19 protein-coding genes are annotated in these 21,941 nt (G+C 68.6%); 11 read left to right on the top strand and 8 right to left on the bottom strand.

Annotation, left to right across the window (positions count from 1 at the left end):
* Window positions 1–70: 70 nt before the first annotated feature.
* A complete protein-coding gene (locus ACQUS8_RS05355; protein WP_435098035.1) occupies window positions 71–430 on the top strand; it encodes a DUF5789 family protein in 360 nt (119 codons plus the stop codon).
* Between the two features lie 3 nt (window positions 431–433).
* On the opposite strand, the gene ACQUS8_RS05360 is transcribed toward ACQUS8_RS05355, so the two are convergent.
* Genes ACQUS8_RS05360 through nreA form a run of 3 tightly spaced genes read right to left on the bottom strand, consistent with a single transcriptional unit; the run spans window position 434 to window position 2,846 of the window.
* The gene (locus tag ACQUS8_RS05360; RefSeq protein ID WP_435098038.1) at window positions 434–1,210 is read right to left on the bottom strand and encodes a CPBP family intramembrane glutamic endopeptidase; all 777 of its coding nucleotides are present in this window, start codon (window positions 1,208–1,210) and stop codon (window positions 434–436) included.
* A gap of 33 nt (window positions 1,211–1,243) precedes the next feature.
* Complete coding sequence (locus ACQUS8_RS05365) at window positions 1,244–1,546, bottom strand: preprotein translocase subunit TatA (protein WP_435098041.1); 303 nt, start codon at window positions 1,544–1,546, stop codon at window positions 1,244–1,246.
* 34 nt (window positions 1,547–1,580) lie between these two features.
* Window positions 1,581–2,846, bottom strand: coding sequence for a DNA repair protein NreA (gene nreA / locus ACQUS8_RS05370; RefSeq protein ID WP_435098044.1), 1,266 nt, complete (start codon window positions 2,844–2,846; stop codon window positions 1,581–1,583).
* Between the two features lie 214 nt (window positions 2,847–3,060).
* On the opposite strand from nreA, the gene ACQUS8_RS05375 reads away from it, so the two are divergent.
* Window positions 3,061–3,207, top strand: coding sequence for a hypothetical protein (locus ACQUS8_RS05375; RefSeq protein WP_435098047.1), 147 nt, complete (start codon window positions 3,061–3,063; stop codon window positions 3,205–3,207).
* A 210-nt stretch (window positions 3,208–3,417) separates the two neighbouring features.
* Here the strand turns inward: ACQUS8_RS05375 and ACQUS8_RS05380 are convergent, their stop codons facing one another.
* Window positions 3,418–5,898, bottom strand: coding sequence for a DNA topoisomerase I (locus tag ACQUS8_RS05380; RefSeq protein WP_435098048.1), 2,481 nt, complete (start codon window positions 5,896–5,898; stop codon window positions 3,418–3,420).
* A gap of 192 nt (window positions 5,899–6,090) precedes the next feature.
* On the opposite strand from ACQUS8_RS05380, the gene ACQUS8_RS05385 reads away from it, so the two are divergent.
* A complete protein-coding gene (locus ACQUS8_RS05385; RefSeq protein ID WP_435098049.1) occupies window positions 6,091–6,456 on the top strand; it encodes a hypothetical protein in 366 nt (121 codons plus the stop codon).
* A 4-nt stretch (window positions 6,457–6,460) separates the two neighbouring features.
* Here the strand turns inward: ACQUS8_RS05385 and gatB are convergent, their stop codons facing one another.
* Window positions 6,461–7,936, bottom strand: a complete 1,476-nt coding sequence (gene gatB / locus ACQUS8_RS05390) for an Asp-tRNA(Asn)/Glu-tRNA(Gln) amidotransferase subunit GatB (RefSeq protein WP_435098051.1) — start codon at window positions 7,934–7,936, stop codon at window positions 6,461–6,463.
* A gap of 490 nt (window positions 7,937–8,426) precedes the next feature.
* On the opposite strand from gatB, the gene ACQUS8_RS05395 reads away from it, so the two are divergent.
* Genes ACQUS8_RS05395 through ACQUS8_RS05405 form a run of 3 tightly spaced genes read left to right on the top strand, consistent with a single transcriptional unit; the run spans window position 8,427 to window position 13,434 of the window.
* Complete coding sequence (locus ACQUS8_RS05395) at window positions 8,427–8,762, top strand: DUF7518 family protein (protein WP_435098053.1); 336 nt, start codon at window positions 8,427–8,429, stop codon at window positions 8,760–8,762.
* A 21-nt stretch (window positions 8,763–8,783) separates the two neighbouring features.
* Window positions 8,784–12,359, top strand: coding sequence for a chromosome segregation protein SMC (smc, locus tag ACQUS8_RS05400; RefSeq protein ID WP_435098054.1), 3,576 nt, complete (start codon window positions 8,784–8,786; stop codon window positions 12,357–12,359).
* Window positions 12,352–13,434: a segregation/condensation protein A gene (locus ACQUS8_RS05405; protein ID WP_435098056.1), complete on the top strand. Its 1,083-nt coding sequence runs from the start codon at window positions 12,352–12,354 to the stop codon at window positions 13,432–13,434. Before smc ends, ACQUS8_RS05405 begins: the two co-directional genes overlap by 8 nt.
* Here ACQUS8_RS05405 and ACQUS8_RS05410 read toward each other — a convergent pair.
* Window positions 13,431–14,072 carry a DUF7504 family protein gene (locus tag ACQUS8_RS05410; RefSeq protein WP_435098058.1) on the bottom strand — a complete coding sequence of 214 codons (642 nt, stop codon included), beginning with the start codon at window positions 14,070–14,072 and terminating at the stop codon, window positions 13,431–13,433. The genes ACQUS8_RS05405 and ACQUS8_RS05410 overlap by 4 nt on opposite strands.
* 222 nt (window positions 14,073–14,294) lie before the next feature.
* On the opposite strand from ACQUS8_RS05410, the gene ACQUS8_RS05415 reads away from it, so the two are divergent.
* Window positions 14,295–15,719 carry an MATE family efflux transporter gene (locus tag ACQUS8_RS05415; protein WP_435098060.1) on the top strand — a complete coding sequence of 475 codons (1,425 nt, stop codon included), beginning with the start codon at window positions 14,295–14,297 and terminating at the stop codon, window positions 15,717–15,719.
* Window positions 15,720–15,726: 7 nt separating this feature from the next.
* Here the strand turns inward: ACQUS8_RS05415 and ACQUS8_RS05420 are convergent, their stop codons facing one another.
* Complete coding sequence (locus ACQUS8_RS05420) at window positions 15,727–16,428, bottom strand: phosphoribosyltransferase (protein ID WP_435098062.1); 702 nt, start codon at window positions 16,426–16,428, stop codon at window positions 15,727–15,729.
* Window positions 16,429–16,764: 336 nt separating this feature from the next.
* Here ACQUS8_RS05420 and ACQUS8_RS05425 point away from each other — a divergent pair, with 336 nt between their 5' ends.
* Together ACQUS8_RS05425 and ACQUS8_RS05430 are read left to right on the top strand one after the other, a co-directional pair.
* Window positions 16,765–16,995, top strand: coding sequence for a hypothetical protein (locus tag ACQUS8_RS05425; protein WP_435098064.1), 231 nt, complete (start codon window positions 16,765–16,767; stop codon window positions 16,993–16,995).
* A 42-nt stretch (window positions 16,996–17,037) separates the two neighbouring features.
* A complete protein-coding gene (locus ACQUS8_RS05430) occupies window positions 17,038–17,937 on the top strand; it encodes a PhzF family phenazine biosynthesis protein (RefSeq protein WP_435098066.1) in 900 nt (299 codons plus the stop codon).
* Here ACQUS8_RS05430 and ACQUS8_RS05435 read toward each other — a convergent pair.
* On the bottom strand, window positions 17,934–18,344 hold the full coding sequence (locus ACQUS8_RS05435; RefSeq protein WP_435098068.1) for a hypothetical protein: 411 nt from the start codon (window positions 18,342–18,344) through the stop codon (window positions 17,934–17,936). The genes ACQUS8_RS05430 and ACQUS8_RS05435 overlap by 4 nt on opposite strands.
* Before the next feature lie 147 nt (window positions 18,345–18,491).
* On the opposite strand from ACQUS8_RS05435, the gene ppsA reads away from it, so the two are divergent.
* Window positions 18,492–20,738, top strand: a complete 2,247-nt coding sequence (ppsA, locus tag ACQUS8_RS05440; RefSeq protein ID WP_435098070.1) for a pyruvate, water dikinase — start codon at window positions 18,492–18,494, stop codon at window positions 20,736–20,738.
* A gap of 129 nt (window positions 20,739–20,867) precedes the next feature.
* Window positions 20,868–21,935 carry a tyrosine decarboxylase MfnA gene (mfnA, locus tag ACQUS8_RS05445; RefSeq protein ID WP_435098072.1) on the top strand — a complete coding sequence of 356 codons (1,068 nt, stop codon included), beginning with the start codon at window positions 20,868–20,870 and terminating at the stop codon, window positions 21,933–21,935.
* Window positions 21,936–21,941 lie beyond the last annotated feature (6 nt).

Raw genomic sequence — 21,941 nt, forward strand, 5'->3', positions numbered from 1 at the left:
TGCGTCAGACGCGGAACGAGCGCCGCGAGCATCGAAAAGTCTAATCGCCCGGCCCGTCGATTCCTCTCGTATGGCTGACGACGAAGGCGAGGAGGAGGAGGCCCCCGCGGTCGAACTCGGCGAGGGCGCCGCCGTCGAGGGCGCGCCGCTCGCGCGGGTCGCCTCCCGATTCACGTGGGGCATCCAGCGCAGCGAAATCGTCCGCCGCGAGGGCGAGACGGAGATACGGACGCCGAAGGGCCCGCGCCGCCTCGCGGACGTCCTCGCACACACCGACGTCCCCTACTTCGAGTCGCGCCGCGAGTTCGTGAACACGGTCCGCGAACAGATCGGCGACGGCCCCGTCCCGACCACCGGCGCGGCCGAGGCGACTGCGGCGGACGAATCGGCGGACGAGGAGGACGCAGAAGCGGACGCGGACGAGGAGTAATTTTCAGCCGAGGAACGCGGCCGCGTTCTGCAGTTGGTCGCTGTACTCGATGGACACGTAGAGAACCAGGAACTGCGTGGCGTTGTAGGCGCCGTGGACGAGCGCCGGCACCGTGAGGTTCTCCGTGTACTCGTAGAGCGCGCCGAGGAACAGCGAGATGACGAACAGCGCCGCGATAGTGACGACACGGCCGGCGAGCGCGCCCGAGAGCGACGTAAAGTGGACGCTCGCGAAGATGAGGCTCGCGATGAGCACGGCGGGCACCGCGCCGAAGCGCTCGCGCAGCGTCCCCTGCACGACGCCGCGGAAGAGCAACTCCTCGCCGGGGCCGACGAGCAGGAAGGAGAGCGGAATCAGCAGCAGGAGGACTTCAGGATGTTCGAGACCGTAGTTCGCGATCTGGTTGCTCGCGGTGGGTGCGCCGGTCGACTGGAGGACGATGCCGATGACGATGAGCGCGGCGAGCGCGCCGACCCAGCCGCCGAACGCGAGGGCGAGTTCGCGCAGCGACGGGACGTGGAAGGTGATGAAGCGCTCGGCAGCGTCCCGGTAGCGCGCGTAGGCGAACGCGACGCTGCCGAACGCGACGCCCTGCAGGAGGACGACGGAGAGGACGATAGAGGACGAGGGTGTGAGCGAGACGCCGGCGAACTGGAAGGCGAGGGCGGCGGTGAGGGTGAGCGCGTACCCGAAGGCGAGCCCGCCGAGGCCGATGCCGAGGGCGAGCACGACCGTTCGGGCGCGGGCCGTGATGGTGGGGTCGAGAGCAGTGCGTGCCATTAGGGGTGCGTACGCCGGGGGGCCACTAAGGTACTACTCTCGGCGCTCGTCGCGCGACGCCACCTCGGCGTCCGCGGCCGACTCCTCGCCCGCCACCTCCGTGTCGCTCCCGGGCGACTCCTCGACCTGGTCGCGCAGGTGTTCGACTTCGCGCTCGAGCTCCTCGATGCGGTCGTCCTTCTCGGACTCGCGCGCGAGCAAGTAGCCACCGCCCCCGAGCAGGAGGATGACGGGAATCCCGAAGAGGACGATGGCGACGAGGAGGATGACGAACAGCTCCATGCCGCCCGGAATCCCCATGAACGCGGGGACGGCGGCCTCGCGGAGGGCGTGCATGCGAGGACGTAGCGCACCTCGCGTTGTAAGTCTTCTACCCCCAGTCGGAGAGGCTCGTCTGGAGGCCGGCGACCATCGTGGACTTCCGGCGGAGGTCACCCATGGAGACGGGGAGGTGGTCTGTAACGTCCCGAACGGCGGCGTGGAGGGTTTCGGCCTCGGCGCGCTCGCGCTCGAAGGCGTGCCGGACGCTCTCACGGACTTGCCAGACGCCGACGGGCGCCCAGTAGTCATCACTGACTTCGCGGAGGACGAGCGCCTTCGCCTGCCGGCCGCGGTCGGCGAGGTGTTCGAGGACGCCGAGGCGCGCGGCGTAGTAGGCGCCCGCCGTCTCCTCGACGTAGCCGCTCCGGCCCTCGTAGCCCTCGCTCGCCGCGGCCATCCAGACGTCGCCGGCGGGGTCGGGGTTCCAGACGCTGCCCGGGGACTTCATCTCGACGAGCTCGAACTCCCAGGTGCCGGGCGCGAGAATCACCCAGTAGCGGTTGCCCATGTACTCGTTCATCCGGACCTCCACCTGGTTGACGCTGGGCGCGTCGCGTATCTGGCCGCGGAGGAACTGCCCGACGGTGTCGTCGACGGCGGTGATGGACCAGCGCGTCGGGACCAACCTCCGATTTTCGCCCCGCCCGAGTGCGCCGACGGAGAGCACGCGGTTGACGTCGTAGACGTCGAGGCCGTGGTTGTAGAGGTAGGTCATCGCGCCCTGCGCGTTCCAGTCGTCGTCCTCGAGGGTCTTCTCGACGGCGCGCGGAACGTGCGGGTTCTCGGTGAGGTCGGCGGACTCGGCGCTCGCGCTCGGCCCGCTGGGGGCGTTCGCGGTGGGTTGGGCGTACTGGTCGGGGTCGAACTCGGGCGTGTCCGCGAGGCCGATTTCGACGTCGACGGGCCGGTCGGCGATGGCGACTTCGCGCTGGACGCCGACGAAGCCGTCCCAGACGTCCTCGACGTTCACGGACGCGGAGCGCCGCGAGTTGAGGAGGCCGGTGCGGTACTGGAGGACGTTGTCGATGCCGAGACCCTGTTCGTACCACGCGCCGCTGGTGGCGTACTCCTCGGCGTCGGCCTTCGACTCGACGGGGGAGAGAATACCTGCAGAAACGTTCGGGTAGGAGGACCGGCCGACGAAGACGGAGGGCGCGGTGGCGCCGTAGATGGAGTCGCCCTGCTGGACGGCCTCGAAGGAGGCGCGGGCGTCGTCGAGGTAGTCCGTGATGGCGTAGGACTTCTCCTCGGCGAGTTTCCGGCGTTCGTACTCCTCGTCGGGTTTCAGCCCCTCGACGTAGTCATCAAGCCGCATCGCCACGGAATTGGGGCGCGCGGTGCTTAAGCCCACGGCTCCCGGTCGGCGCCGTCGACGTAGTACGATAATCCGGCGATTTCGTCCGCCATTTCGAAGATATAGTCATATATAACCCACCAGCTCGAAACGTATGGATGGAAATAGCGTAGTGATTCGGACACCGCGCCGGTAGCTATATGGTGATGTGGTAGTAATTAGCATGCGAAGGACGATGCCCACGCTCACCCGCCTCACCACGCGGCTCCTGTCCGACCCGACGGACCACCCGTTCGAGTGTTCGCTCTGCGGTCAGGGCTACGACGTGCAGCGGGACAACTGCCCAGCGTGTGGCTCCCTCAGAATCGAACCGACCGACTAACGCACGATCGGAAAGCTGGACAGCCGTCCACGGGACGCCCCGACGGACGAACCGAGCGCGACCCCACGAGGTGACAATCGAAAGGAGACGACGACCCGACTGCCGCGCGACGCGCAGTCAGCGGTCCCGGCGATGGGTGCGACGACACCCACCGAGTCCTGTCATGGTTTTCTGTCGGCGCGGCACGTCCGCGCCGACGGCTCCGTCTGCTCAGTCCACCTTCGCCTGCCACTCGCGGACGCGCTCCGCGCTGACGCCCTCGACGTCCTCCGCGACGGCGTCGGCGTCCGCCTCGCGGAGGTCCGCGATACTCTCGACGCCAGCGCCGGCGAGTTTCTCCTTCGTCTTCGAGCCGATGCCCTCGATGCTGTCGAGGCCCTGCCGGGCACGGTACTCCTCGTAGTTGCAGATGGGACAGCCCAGCTCCCACGGTTCGTCGTCACCCTCGTCGTGGACGACGAGCTTCGGCAGGTCGTGCTCCTCGCAGAACTCGTCGGTGATTTCGATGTCGCCGCGCCGCGGGAGCGGCAGGGAGTACTCGCAGTCCGGGTAGCGCGTACACCCCACCAGCCGCGAGCCCGACTGGAGCTTGCGAATCGCGAGCTCGCCGCCGTGCTCCTCGCCACACTCCGGGCACGGCCCGATGACGCGGTCCTCCGTCTCGGCGGCCTCCTCGGCCGCGCAGAGCGGACAGCCGTGGACGAACGTATTCCGGCCGGCGAGCATCTTCACCTCGTTGAGGCCGTGCTCCTCGCACGCCGAGTCGAGCACGACGGGTTCGCCCGTGGACGGCAGCGGGAGGGTGAAGCGACAGTCCGGATAGCCGTCACAGCCGACGAAGAACGAGCCGTGGCGGCTCCGCCGGACGAGCAGGTCCTCGCCACACTCCGGGCACTCGCCGAGGCGCTTGTCCGCCTTCAGCGACTCCCGGAGGTGCTCGCCGATCTCCTCGCGGGACTCCGCGAGTTCGTCGAAGATGCGGTCGAGGATGTCGCGGGACTCCTCCGTGACCTCCTCGAGCGTCTTCTCGCCCTCCGCGATGGCCGTCATGTCCGCCTCCAGCTCGGCGGTCATCTCCTCGGAGACGACGAGGTCCGCGTACTCCTCGGTCGCCTCCACGACTGCCATCGCGAGACGCGTCGGCTTCGGCGGGTCGCCCTCAATGTAGCCCCGGTCGTAGAGCTTCTCGATGGTGTTGTGTCGGGTGGACTTCGTCCCGATACCCATCGACTCCATCGTCTCGATGAGCCGCGACTGGCCATATCTACGAGGCGGCTGGGTCTGCTTTGCCTCCATCCGGGGGTCCGAGACGGCGAGCTCCTCGCCCTCCTCGACGTCGGGCACGTAGTTCTCGTCCGTACTGAAGTAGGGATAGACGGCGTGGTACCCCTCGTCAAGGAGGCGCCGGCCGTTCGCCTTCACGCTCGCGCCCTCCGCATCCGCGACGACGCGCAGGTGCTCCCACTTCGCGGGCTCGGCGAGCGTCGCGAAGAAGCGCCGCACGACGAGTTCGTAGATCTCCCACTCGTCCTCCGAGAGGTCCGCCCTGTCCGGGAGGTCGGGCGTCGGGTGAATCGGCGGGTGGTCGGTCGTCTCGTTCTCGCCCCTCGTGGCCTCCAGTTCCTCGAGGTCCTGCAGGAGCGACACGGAGTCCGCGAACTCGCGTTCGGCGCCGAGCGCCTCGAGGAGGTCCGCGGGATCGAGGTCGTCCGGGTAGACGGTGTTGTCCGTGCGCGGATACGTGATGTACCCCGCGGTGTAGAGGTCCTCGGCGATGCTCATCGCGCGCCCGGCGCCGTAGCCCAGGGACCCGGCGGCGCGGATGAACTGCGTCGTGTTGAACGGCGCGGGCGGGTCGTCCGTCCGGGTGCGCCGGCGGACCGTCTCCACGACGGCACTCGCGGCGTTCCGCAGGGTGTCGAAGGCCGCCTCGGCGTCCTCCTCGTTCCAGACGCGCTCGGCTTCGGTGTCGTCCTCGTCGAGGTAGAAGTACTGGGCCTCGAAGGTCGTCTCGTCCTTCGTGAGGTCGGCGAACAGCTCCCAGTAGTCCTCGGGGTCGAACGCCTCGATCTCGCGCTCCTTGTCGACGATGAGCTTGAGCGTCGGGGACTGCACCCGACCCACCGAGATGAAGTCGTCGCCGACCTGTCGCGCGGAGAGCGAGAGGAAGCGCGTGAGCGCCGCGCCCCAGATGAGGTCGACGATCTGGCGGGCCTCGCCGGCGGCCGCGAGGTCGAAGTCGAGGTCGTCCGGGTCCGCGAACGCGCTCTTCACCTCGTTCTCGGTGATAGAGGAGAAGCGCACCCGCGAAATCGGGGCGTCCTCGTTGGCCTCGCGGACGAGCTCGTAGGCCTCCTTCCCGATGAGTTCGCCCTCGCGGTCGTAGTCAGTGGCGATGACCGCCGAGTCCGCCTCGCCGGCGAGGCGCTGCAGGACGTTCACGATGGACTCCTGCGTCGGCGTCTTCGTCACCGGCGCGTACGCGAGCTCCGCGGGCTCGACGTCGCGCCAATCGCTGTACTCCGGGGGGAAGTCGACGCCCACGACGTGTCCAGAGAGGCCGACGCAGCGTCGGCCACCCCACTTGTAGACGTTGACGCCCCCGCTCCGTTCGGTGGACGCGCCGCCCTCGCTGAGGATGTCGGCGATGCGACGGGCGGCGTTGTCCTTCTCGGTGATGATGAGTTCCACGTGTCTCCCTGCCGCCTCGCGGCGGTCGTTGGTTCCCGGTAGGCCGGACGCCGTTCTAAAGCTTTCGGGGCTGAAACGCCCGTTTTCGTGCGCGTGAGCGCCTGTGTGGGCGTCGGGCGCGTTCGGGCGAGCGGGCGTCGTGCGTGCGCCCGCAGGAGGTGACTACTTGGGCGTGGACGTCCGAGAGGGCGTATGGCACTCACGTTCCGCCGTTTCGGCTACCTCGGCGCGTTCCTGCTCGTCCTCGCTGCGCTCTTCTTCGTGGCGTTCGGCACGCCGCCGCTCACCAGCATCACGGGCCTCCAGCTCGTCGTCTTCGTCCTCGCCGGCCTCTTCGAACTCCTCGGCGGCTTCCAGAACCCCGTCCGCGAGCGCGTCGGCGCGCTCCGCCTCGTGGGTATCGGGCACGTCGGCCTCGGCGTCTCGATGGGGCTCTCGGCGGCGAGCGAATCGAGCCTGGTCTTCCAGGTCCTCTTCGCGCTCACCGGCCTCATGCTCGTCGCGTTCGGCGTCGACTACGTCACCGGCGCGAACTACTTCGACGCGCCCGAAGAATAGGGAGTCAGTCGAGTTCCTCGCGCAGGAGTTCGTTCACCTGCCCGGGGTCCGCGCTCCCGCCGGTCTTCTGCATCACCTGGCCGACGAGGAAGTTGATGGCACCCTCGTCGCCCTCGTGGTAGTCCTCGACGGCTTCAGGGTTCTCCGCGATGGCCTCCTCGACGGCCGCCTTCACCTCGCCGGCGCCCGTCTTCCCGAGGTCCTCCTCCTCAACGACCACGTCGGGGGCTTTCTCCTCGTCGAGCATCTCCCGGAGGACGACCTCGCGGGCGTTCTTCTCCGTAATCTCGTCCTCGGCGACGAGTTCGACGAGCCGCGTGAACTCGTCGAAGCGCCCTTCGAGGTCCGTGATTGCCATGTCGCGGTAGTTCAGTTCGCCGAGGAGGTTGTCCGCGACCCACGTCGCCGCAAGGTCCGGGTCGTACTGCTGGGCGATCTCCTCGAAGAAGTCCGCAACCTCCTTCGTGGAGGTGAGTTTGCTCGCCGCTTCCTCACTGAGGCCGTACTCCTCCTGGAAGCGCTCGCGGCGCGCGTCCGGGAGCTCCGGGATGTCGAGGCGCTCCTTCCAGTCCGAGACTTCGAGCGGCGGGAGGTCGGCCTCGCGGAAGTACCGGTAGTCCTTCTCCTCCTCCTTCGAGCGCATCGAGACCGTAATTCCCCGACTCTCGTCCCAGTGGCGGGTCTCCTGCTCGACTTCGCGGCCGCGCTGGATGGCGTTGCGCTGGCGCGTGACCTCGTAGGCGAGGGCCTTCTCCGCGCCCTTGTGGCTAGAGATGTTCTTCACTTCGGTGCGGTTCGCCTCGGCGAGCGTCTCCTCGGACGCGCCGCCCTCGAGGTCCGCGGCGGGCACCATCGAGATGTTCGCGTCGACGCGGAGGCTGCCGTCGCGCTGGCTGTCGTAGATACCCAGATACTCGAGGACTTCCTCGAGTTTCGCGAGGAACGCGCGCGTCTCCTGGGGCGAGCGGAAGTCGGGCTCGGTGACGATCTCCACGAGCGGGGTGCCCGCGCGGTTGTAGTCGACCTTCGTGTAGTCCGCCGTCTCGATGCTGCCCCCGACGTGCTGGAGGCTCCCGGGGTCCTCCTCGAGGTGTGCGCGCGTGATGCCGATGGCGCGGCGCTCGTCCTCGACGCGGATTTCGAGCTCGCCGTCCTGACAGACCGGCGCGTCGTACTGGGTGAGCTGGAAGCCCTTCGGGAGGTCGGGGTAGAAGTAGTTCTTCCGGTGGAACCGGGTGCGCTCGGGGATGTCCGCGTGGAGGGCCTTGCCGAGGCGGACGGCGGCCTCGACGGCGCCCTCGTTGAGGACGGGGAGCGCGCCCGGGAGCCCGAGACACGTCGGGCAGGTGTGCGTGTTCGGCTCGGCGTCCACGGTGTCCGTCGAACACCCACAGAAGATCTTGGTGTCCGTCTCGAGTTGCACGTGGACCTCCAGCCCGATGACGGCGGCGAGGTCCTCCGTGGCGGCCTGCGTGCTCATTGCGTGAGGCTTCGACGCGCGGGCGCTTAGGCGTAACGAAGGTACGAGAGCCGCCGCCGACCCGAAAGCACTCACTCCCCGCCCCGACGAGTCACGTCAATGACTCGTCTCGTTCCGTCCGCTCTTCTCGGACTCGGCGGCGGACTCGTCGCGTTCTGCCCGCACGCCGGCGTTCTCGCCGACCCGGGCTGGCCCTCGCGGCCGGCGCGCTCCTCCTCGCCGGCGGCTTCGGGCTGCTCGGCTCCCACGTCGGCGCCGTCCTCGACCTCCCCGCGAACCTCCCGCTCGTCGATCACGCAGGGACGCCCGGCCTCTCGCCTACGTCGGGGTCGCGCTCGCGACGGCGCGCGGTCGGTCGCCCGGCCGCACGACGGGGTGAGCGCCGAGGGAGTGGGCGCCGCGGACACCCGTGTGCGCCGCCTGGGCGTCAGACGTGTGTCTGACGCTTGACCGCCACAGGCTTATGGTCGGCGAGGCTGTTCTGGTGGGTATGTCGAGCGATAGCGACCGGGTCTCCGAGCTCGAAAGCCGCGTGAAGGAACTCGAAGCCACCGTCCGTGGGCTCACCGAGGAGCTCGTGGACGCGAACGAGCGAATCCGCGAGCTCGAGGACTACCACGGCGCACACGAGGGCGCGGGCCGACCCGCCTCCGAACCGCTCGCCGCCGGCTCACCCGAGGAGGACACGTCGGCCTCGACGGTCGCGGAGCAGAGCGCCGAATCGCCGGACGACGCCGCGGCCGACGACGAAGGAGCTAAAGGCGCAGAGGGCGACGATACGACGACGGAAGAGGAGTCCGACCTCGACGACATCATCGTCGCCTGAGGCGGCTCCGAGAGCCCCCAGATGTACATCGACGAAATCGTTCTCGAGAACTTCAAGAGCTTCGGCCGGACGACGCGCATCCCGTTCTACGAGGACTTCACGACGATCAGCGGTCCGAACGGAAGCGGGAAGTCGAACATTATCGACGCCGTCCTCTTCGCGCTCGGACTCGCGCGCACCCACGGCATGCGCGCCGAGAAACTCACCGACCTCATCTACAACCCGAGCCACGAGGGCGACGACGACGCCGCGGGCCCGCAGGAGGCGAGCGTCGAGGTCGTCCTGAATAACGAGGACGGCACGCTCGCACGCTCGCAGGTCGTCAACGCTGCCGGCAGCGACAACGTCGGCGACGTGGACACCATCACCGTGAAGCGCCGCGTGAAGCGCACCGAGGACAACTACTACTCCTACTACTACCTGAACGGCCGCTCGGTGAACCTCTCGGACATCCGCGAGTTGCTCGCGCAGGCCGGCGTCACCCCCGAGGGGTACAACGTCGTCATGCAGGGCGACGTCACCGGCATCATCAACATGACCGCCGGCGAGCGCCGCGAGATCATCGACGAGATCGCGGGCGTCGCGGAGTTCGACGCGAAGAAAGAGGACGCCTACGAGGAACTCGACGTCGTCGAGGACCGTATCGAGGAGGCCGACCTCCGCATCGAGGAGAAGCACGACCGCCTCGAGCAGCTCGCGGACGAACGCGAGACCGCCCTCGAGTATCAGGGCCTCAAGGAGGAGAAGGAGGAGTACGAGTCCTACCGGAAGGCCGCGGAACTCGAGGAGAAACGCGAGGACCTCGCGAACACCGAGGCCGACATCGCCGAGCGCGAGGGCGAGCTCGAGGACCTCCAGGCCGAACTCGACACGCGCCGCGGGCGCGTCGAGCGCCTTCAGGAGGAACTCGACGAGCTGAACGCCGAAATCGAGCGCAAGGGCGAGGACGAACAGCTCGCCATCAAGCGCGAAATCGAGGAGGTCAAGGGCGACATCGGCCGACTCGAGGACAAAATCGAGGCCGCCGAGGAGCGCCGCGAGCGCGCCGAGAACGAGCGCCGCGAGGCGTTCGTCGCCATCGACCGCAAGCAGGAGGAGCTCGACGAGCTGGAGGCCGAGATTCGCGACGTGAAAGTCGAGAAGGCCTCCGTGAAGGCCGACGTCCAGTCCCGGAAGGCCGACCTCGCGGACGTCGAGGAGGAGATCGAGTCCGTCGACACCGAGTTCGACGAGCTGAAAGCCGACCTCCAGCAGAAGAAGGAGGAGCTCGAGGAGGCCAAGAGCGAGCGCAACGACCTCCAGCGCGAGAAGGACCGCCTGCTTGATGAGGCGCGGCGTCGCTCGAACGAGGTGAGCGAGGTCGAGGCCGACATCGAGGCGGCGAAGGAGGAGGTTCCGGAACTCGACCGGAAGCTCTCGGACCTCCGGGACGAACTCGCGAAGGCGGAGAAGAACCACGCCCAAATCGAGGACGTCGTCGAGGACCTGAAGGCCCAGAAGAAACGCCATCAGCAGAAACTGAACGAGGTCGAGGACGACCTGCAGGCCGCACAGGAGAAGTACGCGCGCCTCGAGGCGAACGCCGAGCAGTCCGGTGACTCCTCCTACGGGCGCGCCGTCTCCACGATTCTGAATGCCGGGAAGGACGGCGTCCACGGCACCGTCGCCCAGTTGGGCGGCGTCGAGGGCCGGTACGCGACGGCCGCGGAGACGGCCGCGGGCGGCCGGATGGCCCACGTCGTCGTGGACGACGACAGCGTCGGCCAGTCCTGCATCGAATACCTGAAGTCCCGGAACGCGGGGCGGGCGACGTTCCTCCCCATCACGAAGATGCAGAACCGCTCACTGCCGCGCGCGCCGGACGTCCCCGGCGTCGTGGACTTCGCGTTCAACCTCGTGGAGTTCGACCGGCAGTACGCGCCGGTCTTCTCCTACGTGCTCGGGGACACGCTCGTCGTCGAGGACATGGAGACGGCGCGCGACCTGATGGGCGACTACCGACTCGTCACGCTCGACGGCGAGCTCGTCGAGAAGTCCGGTGCGATGACCGGCGGTTCCAGTTCCGGGTCGCGCTACTCCTTCTCGAAGTCCGGCGAGGGCCAACTCGAGCGGGTCGCCGCGAAGATCAACGACCTGGAGGAGGAACGCCAGTCGATTCGCGACGACATCCGGGACGTCGAGGAGCGCCTCGACGGCGCGCGCGACCGGAAGTCGGACGCCGCGGATACCGTCCGCTCGCTGAAGGGCGACATCGAGCGCGTCGAGGCCGAGAAGGAGGACGCGAAGACTCAGATTGCCGACCTCGAGGAGCGCCTCGAGGAACTCGAAGCCGAGCGCGCGGAGGTCGACGAGCGGATGGGCGAACTCGACGAGGACATCGCCGCCGAGACCGAGCACATCGAGGAAATCGAGGCCGACATCGAGGAGTTGGAGGCCGAGCTCGCGGACTCCGAGATTCCCGAACTCACGGCACGGAAAGAGGAAATTCAGGAGGACATCGCGGACCTCGAAGACCAGCTCTCCGCGCTCGACGGCGAGCTGAACGACCTCCAACTCCAACAGCAGTACGCGGAGAACGAAATCGAGGACCTCCACGACGACGTCGAGGAGGCGCAGAACACGAAGGCCGAGCAGGACGAGCGCATCGAGTCCTTCGAGGCCGACATCGAGGCGAAGCGCGAGACGCTCGCCGAGAAGGAGGACGCGGTCGAGGAGCTTGAGGACGAACTCGCCGAGTTGAAGGAGGAACGCGAGTCGCTCAAGGCCGACCTCTCGGAGGCCGAGCGCGCCCGCGACGAACAGCAGCAGCAGGTCGAGTCGGTCGAGAGCCGCCTCGAGAGCCTGCGGCGCGCCGCCGAGCGTCTCCGCGAGGAAATCGCCGACCTCGAGGAGGCCGTCGGCGACTACGACGCCGACGACGTCCCGGACATCGACGAGGTCGAGGAGACCGTCGAGCGCCTCGAACGGCAGATGGAGGCCCTCGAGCCGGTGAACATGCTCGCCATCGAGGAGTACGACGAGGTGGAGGCGGACCTCGAAGACCTCGAGGAGAAGCGCGAGACGCTCGTTGATGAGGCCGACGGCATCCGCGAGCGCATCGAGGGCTACGAGTCCCAGAAGAAGCAGACGTTCATGGAGGCCTACGAGGCCATCGACGAGCACTTCCAGCGCATCTTCTCGCGGCTCTCCGCGGGGTCGGGCGAGCTCGTCCTCGAGGACGAGGACGACCCCTTCGAGGGCGGGTTGACGATGAAGGCCCAGCCGGCGGACAAGCCGGTCCAGCGCCTCGACGCGATGTCCGGCGGGGAGAAGTCGCTGACCGCGCTCGCGTTCATCTTCGCGATTCAACGCCACAACCCCGCGCCGTTCTACGCGCTCGACGAGGTCGACGCCTTCCTCGACGCCGTGAACGCCGAGCGCGTCGGCGAACTCGTGGACGAACTCGCCGAGGACGCCCAGTTCGTCGTCGTCAGCCATCGTTCCGCGATGCTCGAGCGCTCCGAGCGCGCCATCGGAGTCACGATGCAGGGCGACAACATCAGCACTGTGACGGGAATCGACTTGACGAGCGTCGAGGAGGCGCCCGCGGATGACTAGGGAGACGCCTGAGCCGGCGACATCGGCGAACGAGGTCTCCGACGCGAGCGCTGAACGAAGTGAAGCGCGAGCAGACGATGGGTTCGAGCGGCCGGAGGCGTCGAAGGAGCCATCGGAAAAGCGAGCGCTGAACGATAGTGAGGCGCGAGCAGACGACGAGCCACGACGCGGTCAGTCGCCGTCTCGCCTCCGCGCGGACGGCGGCAACCCCGAGGACGCGTTCACGCTGACCGGCCACGAGGCCGGGGAGGGCGACAGCGCGAACCTCCCGTTCGGCGACGGGCCCGACGACCCCGAGCCCTCGGGCGAGGACGAGGAGGAAGTCGAACCCGTCGAGTTGCTCGTCCAGTTGGCGAAGGAGGGCGAGATCGAGCCGTGGGATATCGACATCGTGGAGGTGACGGACGCGTTCCTCGAGAAACTTGATGAGGCGGACCTGCGGACGTCCGGCCGCGCGCTCTTCTACGCGTCGGTGCTCCTGCGGATGAAGTCGGACGCCCTACTCGAACCGGACGACGACGAGGACGAGGCGGAGGACGAGGAAACCGGCTGGGACGACTGGGAGCCGGGGATGGAGCCACCCGAGACGCCGGACGTCGACCCGGTGGCGGCGCTCGAGGACGAGATGGATCGGCGCCTCGAACGCAAACCCCAGCGCGGGACGCCGGAGACGCTGGACGAACTCGTTCGCTCGCTCCGGGAGGCCGAGCGCGGGTCGTGGTGGAAGGAGTCCCGGACGTACGACACCTCCGACAGCCCGAAAGGGTTCCAGCGCGGCGTGCAGGAACTCGACTACCGGAGCGGCGACGACTTCCGGATGGAGGAAGAGCCCTCGGCGGCGGACGTCACGGGGACGGCGCACTCCGAGGACATCGAGGCGGTCATCGCGGACGTGGACGCGGCGCTCGCCGAGCAGTACGAGCGCGGCCGCGACGAAGTGCTGTTCGCGGAGATTGCGGACGCCGGCAGTTCGCGCGTGGAGACGTTCCTCGCGCTCCTCTTCCTCGCACACCGGGGACGGCTAACGCTAGAACAGGACGAGTTGTTCGGCGACCTCTGGGTCGTCGACGCCTAGTCGAGTTCGAACCAGTCGGTGGAGAGGCCGGACTCGGTGAGCACCCAGCGCTGTTCGACGGTGCCGTCGGGTTGGGACTCGACGTAGACGGTGGCGTCGAAGAGCGGTTCGAGCGTGGCGACGGTGACGTCGTGTGCGCCCGCGGACGTGTGGAAGTGGCCCATGCCGCGCGCGTCCCGAATCGCACTCGTCAGCAAGTGGACGAAGCGAAAGAGCGTCTCCTCGGGGACGGCGTCGAAGAAGGGGTCGATGGAGTCGAGGCAGAACCGGAGTTCGCCGGGCGCGCCGCGGTCGCCGGCGACGACGCGCTCGATGTGCTCGTGGACGGTCGCGAACAGCGTTTCGAGGTCGGTGAGATCTGCGACCTCGTCGTACCACTCGGGGTCGCTCGCCCCGTCGATGGTGGGGCCGGCGGTACCGGTGGACGCGGCCGCGGCGGCCGAGCGAGTGGTACTCGCGTCCGTCGCGTCGACGACGCCGAAGCGACCGGCGTCGCGCGACCGCGTGCCGTGCCGGTCGAGGACTTCGGCGACGGACACCGTCGTCGGAACGAAGACGTGGCGGCGGTCGAGGTCGTGCCCCCCGAGCAGTCGCTCACACGCCGCGCGCTCCCCCCCGGGATCGTTGACGACGAGCACGTTGCACCCCTCCCGTTTCAGGGCGGCCAACTTCCGCGAGAAGGCCGCCGCCTCTGAATCCGCCACTCCCATGACTTATTACTACTACCCACGGATTCATATTTAGTTTTTCTGGAAAAGTCGGTGTATGTTTCGGCGACGCTCGGGCGAATTTCGTCGATTGCGGCAACGCTACCACGTCTCAGGAGTGTTCAAGGCGTCTGAGCGCCTCCGAGCAGAGCAGTGTCAGGTCCCGCCGCTCCCCGAACGCCGACGCGCTCGCTCACGAGCGGACCCCTCGTCCGGCCGACGCTCACGCTCGCGTGGCCACTCGTCGTCGTCCAGCTCCTCCAGGTCGCGTACAACCTCGTGGACACCATCTGGCTCGGCGCCTACTCGCCGGACGCCGTCGGCGCGCTCTCGCTCGCGTTCCCGCTCGTCTTCCTCCTCATCTCCGTCGGCGGCGGCTTCACGGCCGCCGGGAGCATCCTCGTCGCGCAGCACACGGGCGCGGGGAGCGAGGCGGCCGCATCGAAGGCCGCCGGACAGACCGTCTGGTTCGTCACCGTCATCGCCGTCCTCATCGGCGCCCTCGGCTTCCTGCTCGCGAAGCCGCTGCTCTCCCTCCTGCCGGCGGACCCCGTGACGGCGGCACGCGTCGTCCCGCTCGCTGGCGAGTACATGCAGGCGTACTTCCTCGGCGTCCCGTTCGTCTTCGGGTTCTTCGTCTTCACCAGCCTCCTCCGTGGGTACGGCGACACCCGGACCCCGATGTACGTGATGATGCTCACGGCGGCGCTGAACGTCGCGCTCGACCCGCTGTTCATCTTCGGCTACGCGTTCGTCCCCGAGATGGGGGTGGAGGGTGCGGCCATCGCGACAGTACTCTCGCGCGTCGTCGCGGCCGCCGTCGGCTTCTACGTGCTCTTCTACACCGCCCGCGGCCCCGACGTCGGCCTCGCGGACCTCCGGCCGGACTTCGACGTCGTGCGCGACATCGTCCGCCTCGGTGTCCCGAGCGCGCTCGAGCAGTCCTCCTCGTCACTCGCGATGGTCGTCCTCACGGCGATGATTGCGGCGTTCCCGCCCGCCGTCGTCACCGCCTACGGTATCGGGAACCGGCTCTCGTCGCTCGTCTTCCTGCCGGCGCTCGGGTTGGGACAGGCGACGAACACGATGGTCGGGCAGAACCTCGGCGCGAACGAACCGGAGCGCGCGGAGAAGGCAGTGCACGTCGCGGGCGGTCTCGTCGCCGGGTCGATGGCCGTCGTCGCCGCGCTTGCTTTCCTCTTCCCGGAAGCAGCCGTCGCGCCGTTCCTCACGGCGGACGCGCCCGGCGTCGCGGAGACGCTCGCGCACGCGAGCGAGTATGTCCGCGTGATGAGCCTGATGTTCGTCTTCATGGGCCTCCTGCAGGTGATTCTGGGTGCGTTCCGGGGTGCGGGCGACACCCGGACGAGCATGGCGTTCTCGCTCGTGACGCTCTGGGCGGTGCGCGTGCCCGCGACCTACGTGCTCGCGTTCGCGCTCGGCTGGGGGGCGACGGGTCTCTGGTGGGCGGTGGCGCTGGGCGACATCGTCGGCTGTCTCGCCGCCGGCGTCTGGTTCACGCGCGGGACGTGGAAGGACCGCGTCGTCGCCTCGCGCGACCCGGAGCCTGCGGACTAAGAAGGAATCAGGCTTGCTCGCGGAGCAGCCACTCGTCCGAGGACGTCTTCACGAGGACGTCGCGGCGCACCATCTCGGAGAGGACTTCATCGAGGCGGTTCGGCTGGGCGATCTCCATCTCGATGCGTTCGACGTCGTGGTAGGAGGCGAGAAGGTGGCGAATCTCCTCCTTGGAGTAGGGGCCGTCGCCGTCGGTCTCCATGACGCCGCTGATGAGGTCGACCATGTCCTCGATGAAGTTCCACGGGTAGACGACCCACGCCCACTGTTCGAGGCGTTCGCCGACGAAGTCGGGGTCGAACTCGCTGGTGCCGAGCAGCTGGAGGGTGGCGGTGCGGACGTCGTTGGCGCCACGCTCCTCGACGTACTCGTGGGCCCGCTCGATGGAGCCGCCGGTGTCGGCGATGTCGTCGATGACGAGGACGTCCTTGCCCTCGACGGAGCCCTCGGGCATCGGGTAGCGCACCTCGGGTTCACCGGTCTTCTGGGCGGTGCCGACGTAGTGTTCCATCTTCAGGCTGGTGAGGTCGTTGAGTCCGAGGAAGTCACAGAGGCAGCGGCCGGCGAACCAGCCGCCGCGCGCGAGTGCGACGATGACGTCGGGTTCGAACTCGGAATCCTTCACCTGCGTGGAGACGTCTCGGCAGAGCCCGTAGATGTATTCCCAGTTAGTGATGGTGCACTTGAAGTCGTCCGGGAGCTCGGACATGAGGTATCTAGTCGGCCCGGAGGGTTCGGAGGACGTTAAGTGGTCGGAAACGGAGTCGACGCCGAGACGCGGGGGCGTCGCTCGGCGTCGACGAGACTGAGAGGGGGAGGGGACGGCGGACGACGGATTCCAACTGTCGATGGCAGGTCACGGCGTGGGGTGTCGACGTGACGACGTGCCGTCCCCCGGTGTATGCGGCTGGCACCACGGTGTGTCCGTCCGTGTGCCATCAGTACCGTGTTCCGGGTGCCACAAGTAAATTTTGGTAGGTCCGACGGCGGGGGAAACAGTTAAGCCGTTTGTCTCTGTGTTATTGTATAGCAAGGTCGATTGGTAATGAGTGTCACACAGAGAGCGGGGGAGTGGACCCTCGACAAGAAGGAACCCGGCGTCTACCTCGTCAAACGTCGCGGCCACCTGCAGGCGAAAGTCGTCACCGACGACTGCGAACCCACCGAGACCGTCGAGTATCTCCTCGACGACGGCGTCGCAGACGTCATCGAAGTCGAGACGGCGGACGACGCCCACGAACGCTTCCGGACGCTCGTCAGCGAGCGCGCACGGTGACGAAGCCGAGCGTTCAACTGGGTCGCGTGCGAGCGTCGAGACGTGCACACCACTCGTGCCCTTCTCTGCGACGCGTTCACCGACCGACCGCTCACCGGTAACGCCGCCGGCGTCGTCCCCGACGCCGCCGAGTTGAGCGATACGCAGATGCGGGCCGTCGCGCGCGAACTCGCCGTGAGCGAGACGGCGTTCGTCACGGCGAGCGACGACGCCGACCGACGGCTGCGCTACTTCTCCCCCACCACCGAGGTCGACCTCTGCGGGCACGCCACCATCGCGACCCACGCCCACCTCCACGCGGACGGCGAACTCGAGGCCGGCAGCCACACCGTCGAGACGAACGTCGGCGTCCTCGACGTCGAGGTCGAGGAGTCCGGCACCGTCTGGATGACCCAACGCGACCCGATGGTCCGTCGCCAGCCCGACCTTGACCCGGAGCGCGTCGCGGACGTCCTCGGCGTCGAGGCGATGGCGTTCGTCGACGAACTCCCGCTCGCCGTCGCCGACACCGGCCTCCCCTTCCTCGTCGTCGGCCTCGACTACCTCTCGACGCTCGGCGACGTCGACCCGGACGACGACGCGCTCCGCGAGCTCTGCGCGGACGTCGACGCGAAGGGGGTCTACGCGTTCACCTTCGACACGCTCGACCGGGAGGCGTCACTCCACGGCCGGGCGTTCTGCGCGCCGCTCGGCATCCACGAGGACCCCGTGACGGGCACCGCCTCGGGTGCCGTCGGCGCCTACCTCGACCACGTCGCCGCGTTCGGCGGCGACTTCCCCGACGAACTCGTGTGTGAGCAGGGCCACTACGTCGACCGGGCCGGCGAAGTCCGCGTGCGCGTCGGCGACGCCGTCCGGGTCGGGGGCACCGCCGAGACGTCCTTCGACGGCGAGCTCCGCGTTCCCGAGGACGACGAGGAGGACGAGATACTCGAAGCTTAGAAGCCGTCGTTGTCGTCGCGCTTCAGCTCGCGGACCTCGCGGTTCACCGACTGGAGGTCCTGCTGCATGTCGCTCAGCCGGTCGTCGAGCACGCTCACGATGTCACTCTTCACGCGCTCGGTGTCGTACGTCTCGGAGACGTCGTCGGTCACGGCGCCCGTGAGCGTCCGGTAGAGCGCCCACGCCTTCCCGAAGCGGTAGACGAGGACGCCCGCGACGACGAGCGCGAGTCCCGGCGCGCCTGCGGTCGTCGGCACGGGCACGGACGTCGGGCCGACGGGCGTCATCGTCGCGCTCGCGAGCAGCAGATAGCCGCCGCCGGCGACGAGTGCGACGCCGAGGAGTGCGAAGAGGACGGTCCACCCGAAGTACGCGCCTGCCCAGCGGAGCGCGCGTTTCCAGTTCATACACGCCCGGTATCGGCTGATACGGTAAAACCCTCGGTCGGACACGCGCGCCGAGGGGGCGGGATTAACTCGGCGTCGGATACGAAATAATTGCCGTAGACTGTCCGAAACGACTATTTTCCGGGGTTCGTATTGTCGAGACGCCTAATGCCAGTACGTTGGCTCGTAGACATCAGCGCCGAGGACGTTCCGAGCGTCGGCGGGAAGGGCGCCTCGCTCGGGGAGCTCACACAGGCCGGACTGCCGGTGCCGTCCGCGTTCGTCGTGACCGCGGACACCTACCGGACGTTCCTCGAGGAGACCGGACTCGACGAGGAACTCTCGGACGTCCTCGACGTCGACGTCGAGGACTCGGCGGCGCTCGCGGACGCCGCCGCGACGGCGAAGGAACTCGTCCTCGACGCCGACCTGCCCGACGAAGTCGCCGAGACCGTCCTCGCGGCGTACGACGACCTCGGCGACGCGCCGTTCGTCGCGGTGCGCTCGTCGGCGACGGCCGAGGACCTCCCGGACGCGAGTTTCGCCGGCCAGCAGGAGACCTACCTCAACGTCACGCGCGAGGACCTCCTCGACCGGGTGCGCCGCTGTTGGGCCTCCCTCTTCACCCAGCGCGCCATCTACTACCGGGAGGAGCAGGGGTTCGAGCACGACGCGGTGGACATCGCCGTCGTCGTCCAGCGGATGGTCGACGCCGAGAAGTCCGGCGTGATGTTCACCAGCCATCCCTCCACGGGCGCGCCCACCACCATCATCGAGGCCGCGTGGGGCCTCGGCGAGGGCGTCGTCTCCGGGAGCGTCAGCCCCGACAACTACGTCCTCGACCGCAAGAGCGGCGACGTGACCGACGTCACCGTCGCCGAGAAGAAGACGCTCATCACGCGCGACGAGGCCACCGGGGAAACCGTCGAGCGCGACGTCCCGCCCGAGCGACGCGAGGAGCGCGTGCTCTCCGAGGCCGAACTCGAAGAACTCCGTAAACTCGGCGAGCGCGTCGAGGACCACTACGGCACGCCACAGGACGTCGAGTGGGCTATCGCCGACGGCGAGGTCTTCATGCTCCAGTCCCGCCCCATCACCACCATCGACGACGGCGCCGACATCGCCGAGGAGACCGCGACGGACGGCGAGTCGCTCGTCTCGGGGCTGGGCGCGAGCCCCGGCATCGCCTCCGGCGCGGCCCGCATCGTTCGGGGTCTCGATGAACTCGACAAGGTCGGGCAGGGCGACGTCATCGTCACCGAGATGACGACGCCCGACATGGTGCCGGCGATGAAGCGTGCATCCGGCATCGTCACCGACGAGGGCGGGATGACGAGCCACGCCGCCATCGTCTCCCGCGAACTCGGCGTCCCCGCGGTGCTGGGGACGGGGAGCGCGACGACGGTGCTCACCGACGACCAACCCATCACCATCGACGGCGACCGCGGGACGGTCGAGGCGGGCCGCGCGGAGCCCGACGAGCAGCGCGAGCCCGTCGAGGAGGCCCGCCCCACCACGCCCGTCAAGCCGATGACGGCGACGGAGGTGAAGGTAAACGTCTCCATCCCGGAGGCCGCCGAGCGCGCCGCCGCGACGGGCGCGGACGGCGTCGGCCTCCTCCGCACTGAGCACATGATCCTCTCGACGAACCAGACGCCCGAGCGCTACGTCGAGAAACACGGCGCCGACGCCTACACCGACGAACTCGTCCAGGGCATTCGGACGGTCGCCGACGAGTTCTACCCCCGTCCGGTGCGCGTGCGGACGCTCGACGCGCCCACCGACGAGTTCCGCCAGCTCGAGGGCGGCGAGAACGAACCCCACGAGCACAACCCGATGCTCGGCTACCGCGGCCTGCGGCGGTCGCTCGAAGAGCGCGAGCTCTTCGAACTCGAGCTCGCGGCGTTCGCCGAACTCTACGAGATGGGCTACGACAACGTCGAAGTGATGTTCCCGCTGGTGACGGACGGCCGGGACGCCGAGGCCGCCCGCGACGCGCTCGCCGAGGCGGGCGTGGACACGGAGAAACGCCGCTGGGGCGTGATGGTCGAGACGCCCGCCGCCGCGCTCTGCGCCGAGGAGTTCTGCGAGGCGGGCGCGTCCTTCGTCTCCTTCGGGACGAACGACCTGACGCAGTACACGCTGGCGGTCGACCGGAACAACGAGTTGGTCGCCGACCGCTTCGACGAACTCCACCCGAGCGTGCTCGCGCTCATCGAGGGCGTCATCGAGACGTGTCGCGAGCACGACGTCGACACCTCGATCTGCGGGCAGGCCGGCTCGAAGCCCGAGATGGTGGACTTCCTCGTCGAACGCGGCGTCTCCTCAATCAGCGCGAACGTCGACGCCGTGCGCGACGTCCAACACGAGGCCAAGCGCGTCGAGCAGCGCCTCATCCTCGACGACATCCGCTAGCGCCGCGACGCGAGACGGGACGCCGACGGCGTGCCGCAACCGGCATGCCCCTCGCGTGCCCCCACCTCGGACCGGCAGGGTCGGCGTCGAACGGAACGCCTTAACCACCCGCCACGGTATCACGTGCGTATGGACGCGTCGCCCCAGGAGTTCGACCGCGTGCTCTCCTCGATGTGCACGCTCCCGCACCCGGAGGCCCGAACGGCCGCCGAGCGGTTCCTCGCGGACAACCCCGGCGACCCCGCGACCTATCCGGACGTCGCCCGCCTCGAGGAGCGCGCCGTCGACGCCCTCGGGACGATGACGGCACTCGAGGACCCCGCGGGCTACGTCGCGAGCGGCGGCACCGAGGCCAACATTCAGGCCGTACGCGCCGCCCGCGAGTTCGCGGCGAACGAGAACCCGAACGTCGTCGCGCCGGAGAGCGCGCACTTCTCGTTCAACAAGGCCGCCGACCTGCTCGGCGTCGAGTTGCGCCTCGTCCCCGTTGACGACGACTACCGCGCGGACGTCGAGGCCGTCTCGGCCGCCGTGGACGGCGACACCGCGCTCGTCGTCGGCGTCGCCGGCACCACCGAGTTCGGCCGCGTCGACCCGATTCCCGAACTCGGTCGAATCGCCGAGGAGGCGGACGCGCGCTTCCACGTCGACGCCGCGTGGGGCGGCTTCCACCTCCCCTTCACCGACCACGACTGGCACTTCGGGCACGCGCCCGTCGACACGCTCACCATCGACCCCCACAAGGTCGGGCGCGCGCCGATTCCCGCCGGGGGCTTCCTCGCGCGCGACGACGCGACACTCGACCGGCTTGCCGTCGAGACGCCCTACCTCGAGTCGACGATGCAGGCGACGCTCACCGGCACGCGGAGCGGCGCTGGCGTCGCGGGCGCCGCCGCCGCACTCAACGCACAGTGGCCCGACGAGTACCGCGAGAACCACGAGCGCGCCGCCGGCAACGCCGCGTTCCTCGCCGACGAACTCGTCGACCGCGGCTACGACGTCGTCGATCCGGAGCTCCCGCTCGTCGCCTTCTCGCTCCCCGAACCCGAGTTCGAGGCCGCCCGCGACGAGGGCTGGCGGCTCTCACGGACCGGGAGTGGGGAGGCTCGCATCGTCTGCATGCCACACGTCACCCGCGAGATGCTCCACGGTTTCCTCGCGACGCTCGACGCCGCGCGCGTCGGCGCCGGAGCCTGAGTCACG

Origin of the sequence: Halarchaeum sp. P4, assembly GCF_051195175.1 — an archaeon.
In the GTDB taxonomy this organism is placed as follows: Archaea; Halobacteriota; Halobacteria; order Halobacteriales; family Halobacteriaceae; genus Halarchaeum.

Excerpts from the sequence above, each read along its gene's own strand:
- ACQUS8_RS05355 (WP_435098035.1), top strand. The coding sequence starts at position 71 with ATGGCTGACGACGAAGGCGAGGAGGAGGAGGCCCCCGCGGTCGAACTC.
- ACQUS8_RS05360 (WP_435098038.1), bottom strand. The coding sequence starts at position 1,210 with ATGGCACGCACTGCTCTCGACCCCACCATCACGGCCCGCGCCCGAACG.
- ACQUS8_RS05365 (WP_435098041.1), bottom strand. The coding sequence starts at position 1,546 with ATGCACGCCCTCCGCGAGGCCGCCGTCCCCGCGTTCATGGGGATTCCG.
- nreA (WP_435098044.1), bottom strand. The coding sequence starts at position 2,846 with ATGCGGCTTGATGACTACGTCGAGGGGCTGAAACCCGACGAGGAGTAC.
- ACQUS8_RS05375 (WP_435098047.1), top strand. The coding sequence starts at position 3,061 with ATGCCCACGCTCACCCGCCTCACCACGCGGCTCCTGTCCGACCCGACG.
- ACQUS8_RS05385 (WP_435098049.1), top strand. The coding sequence starts at position 6,091 with ATGGCACTCACGTTCCGCCGTTTCGGCTACCTCGGCGCGTTCCTGCTC.
- gatB (WP_435098051.1), bottom strand. The coding sequence starts at position 7,936 with ATGAGCACGCAGGCCGCCACGGAGGACCTCGCCGCCGTCATCGGGCTG.
- ACQUS8_RS05395 (WP_435098053.1), top strand. The coding sequence starts at position 8,427 with ATGTCGAGCGATAGCGACCGGGTCTCCGAGCTCGAAAGCCGCGTGAAG.
- smc (WP_435098054.1), top strand. The coding sequence starts at position 8,784 with ATGTACATCGACGAAATCGTTCTCGAGAACTTCAAGAGCTTCGGCCGG.
- ACQUS8_RS05405 (WP_435098056.1), top strand. The coding sequence starts at position 12,352 with ATGACTAGGGAGACGCCTGAGCCGGCGACATCGGCGAACGAGGTCTCC.
- ACQUS8_RS05420 (WP_435098062.1), bottom strand. The coding sequence starts at position 16,428 with ATGTCCGAGCTCCCGGACGACTTCAAGTGCACCATCACTAACTGGGAA.
- ACQUS8_RS05425 (WP_435098064.1), top strand. The coding sequence starts at position 16,765 with ATGAGTGTCACACAGAGAGCGGGGGAGTGGACCCTCGACAAGAAGGAA.
- ACQUS8_RS05435 (WP_435098068.1), bottom strand. The coding sequence starts at position 18,344 with ATGAACTGGAAACGCGCGCTCCGCTGGGCAGGCGCGTACTTCGGGTGG.
- ppsA (WP_435098070.1), top strand. The coding sequence starts at position 18,492 with ATGCCAGTACGTTGGCTCGTAGACATCAGCGCCGAGGACGTTCCGAGC.
- mfnA (WP_435098072.1), top strand. The coding sequence starts at position 20,868 with ATGGACGCGTCGCCCCAGGAGTTCGACCGCGTGCTCTCCTCGATGTGC.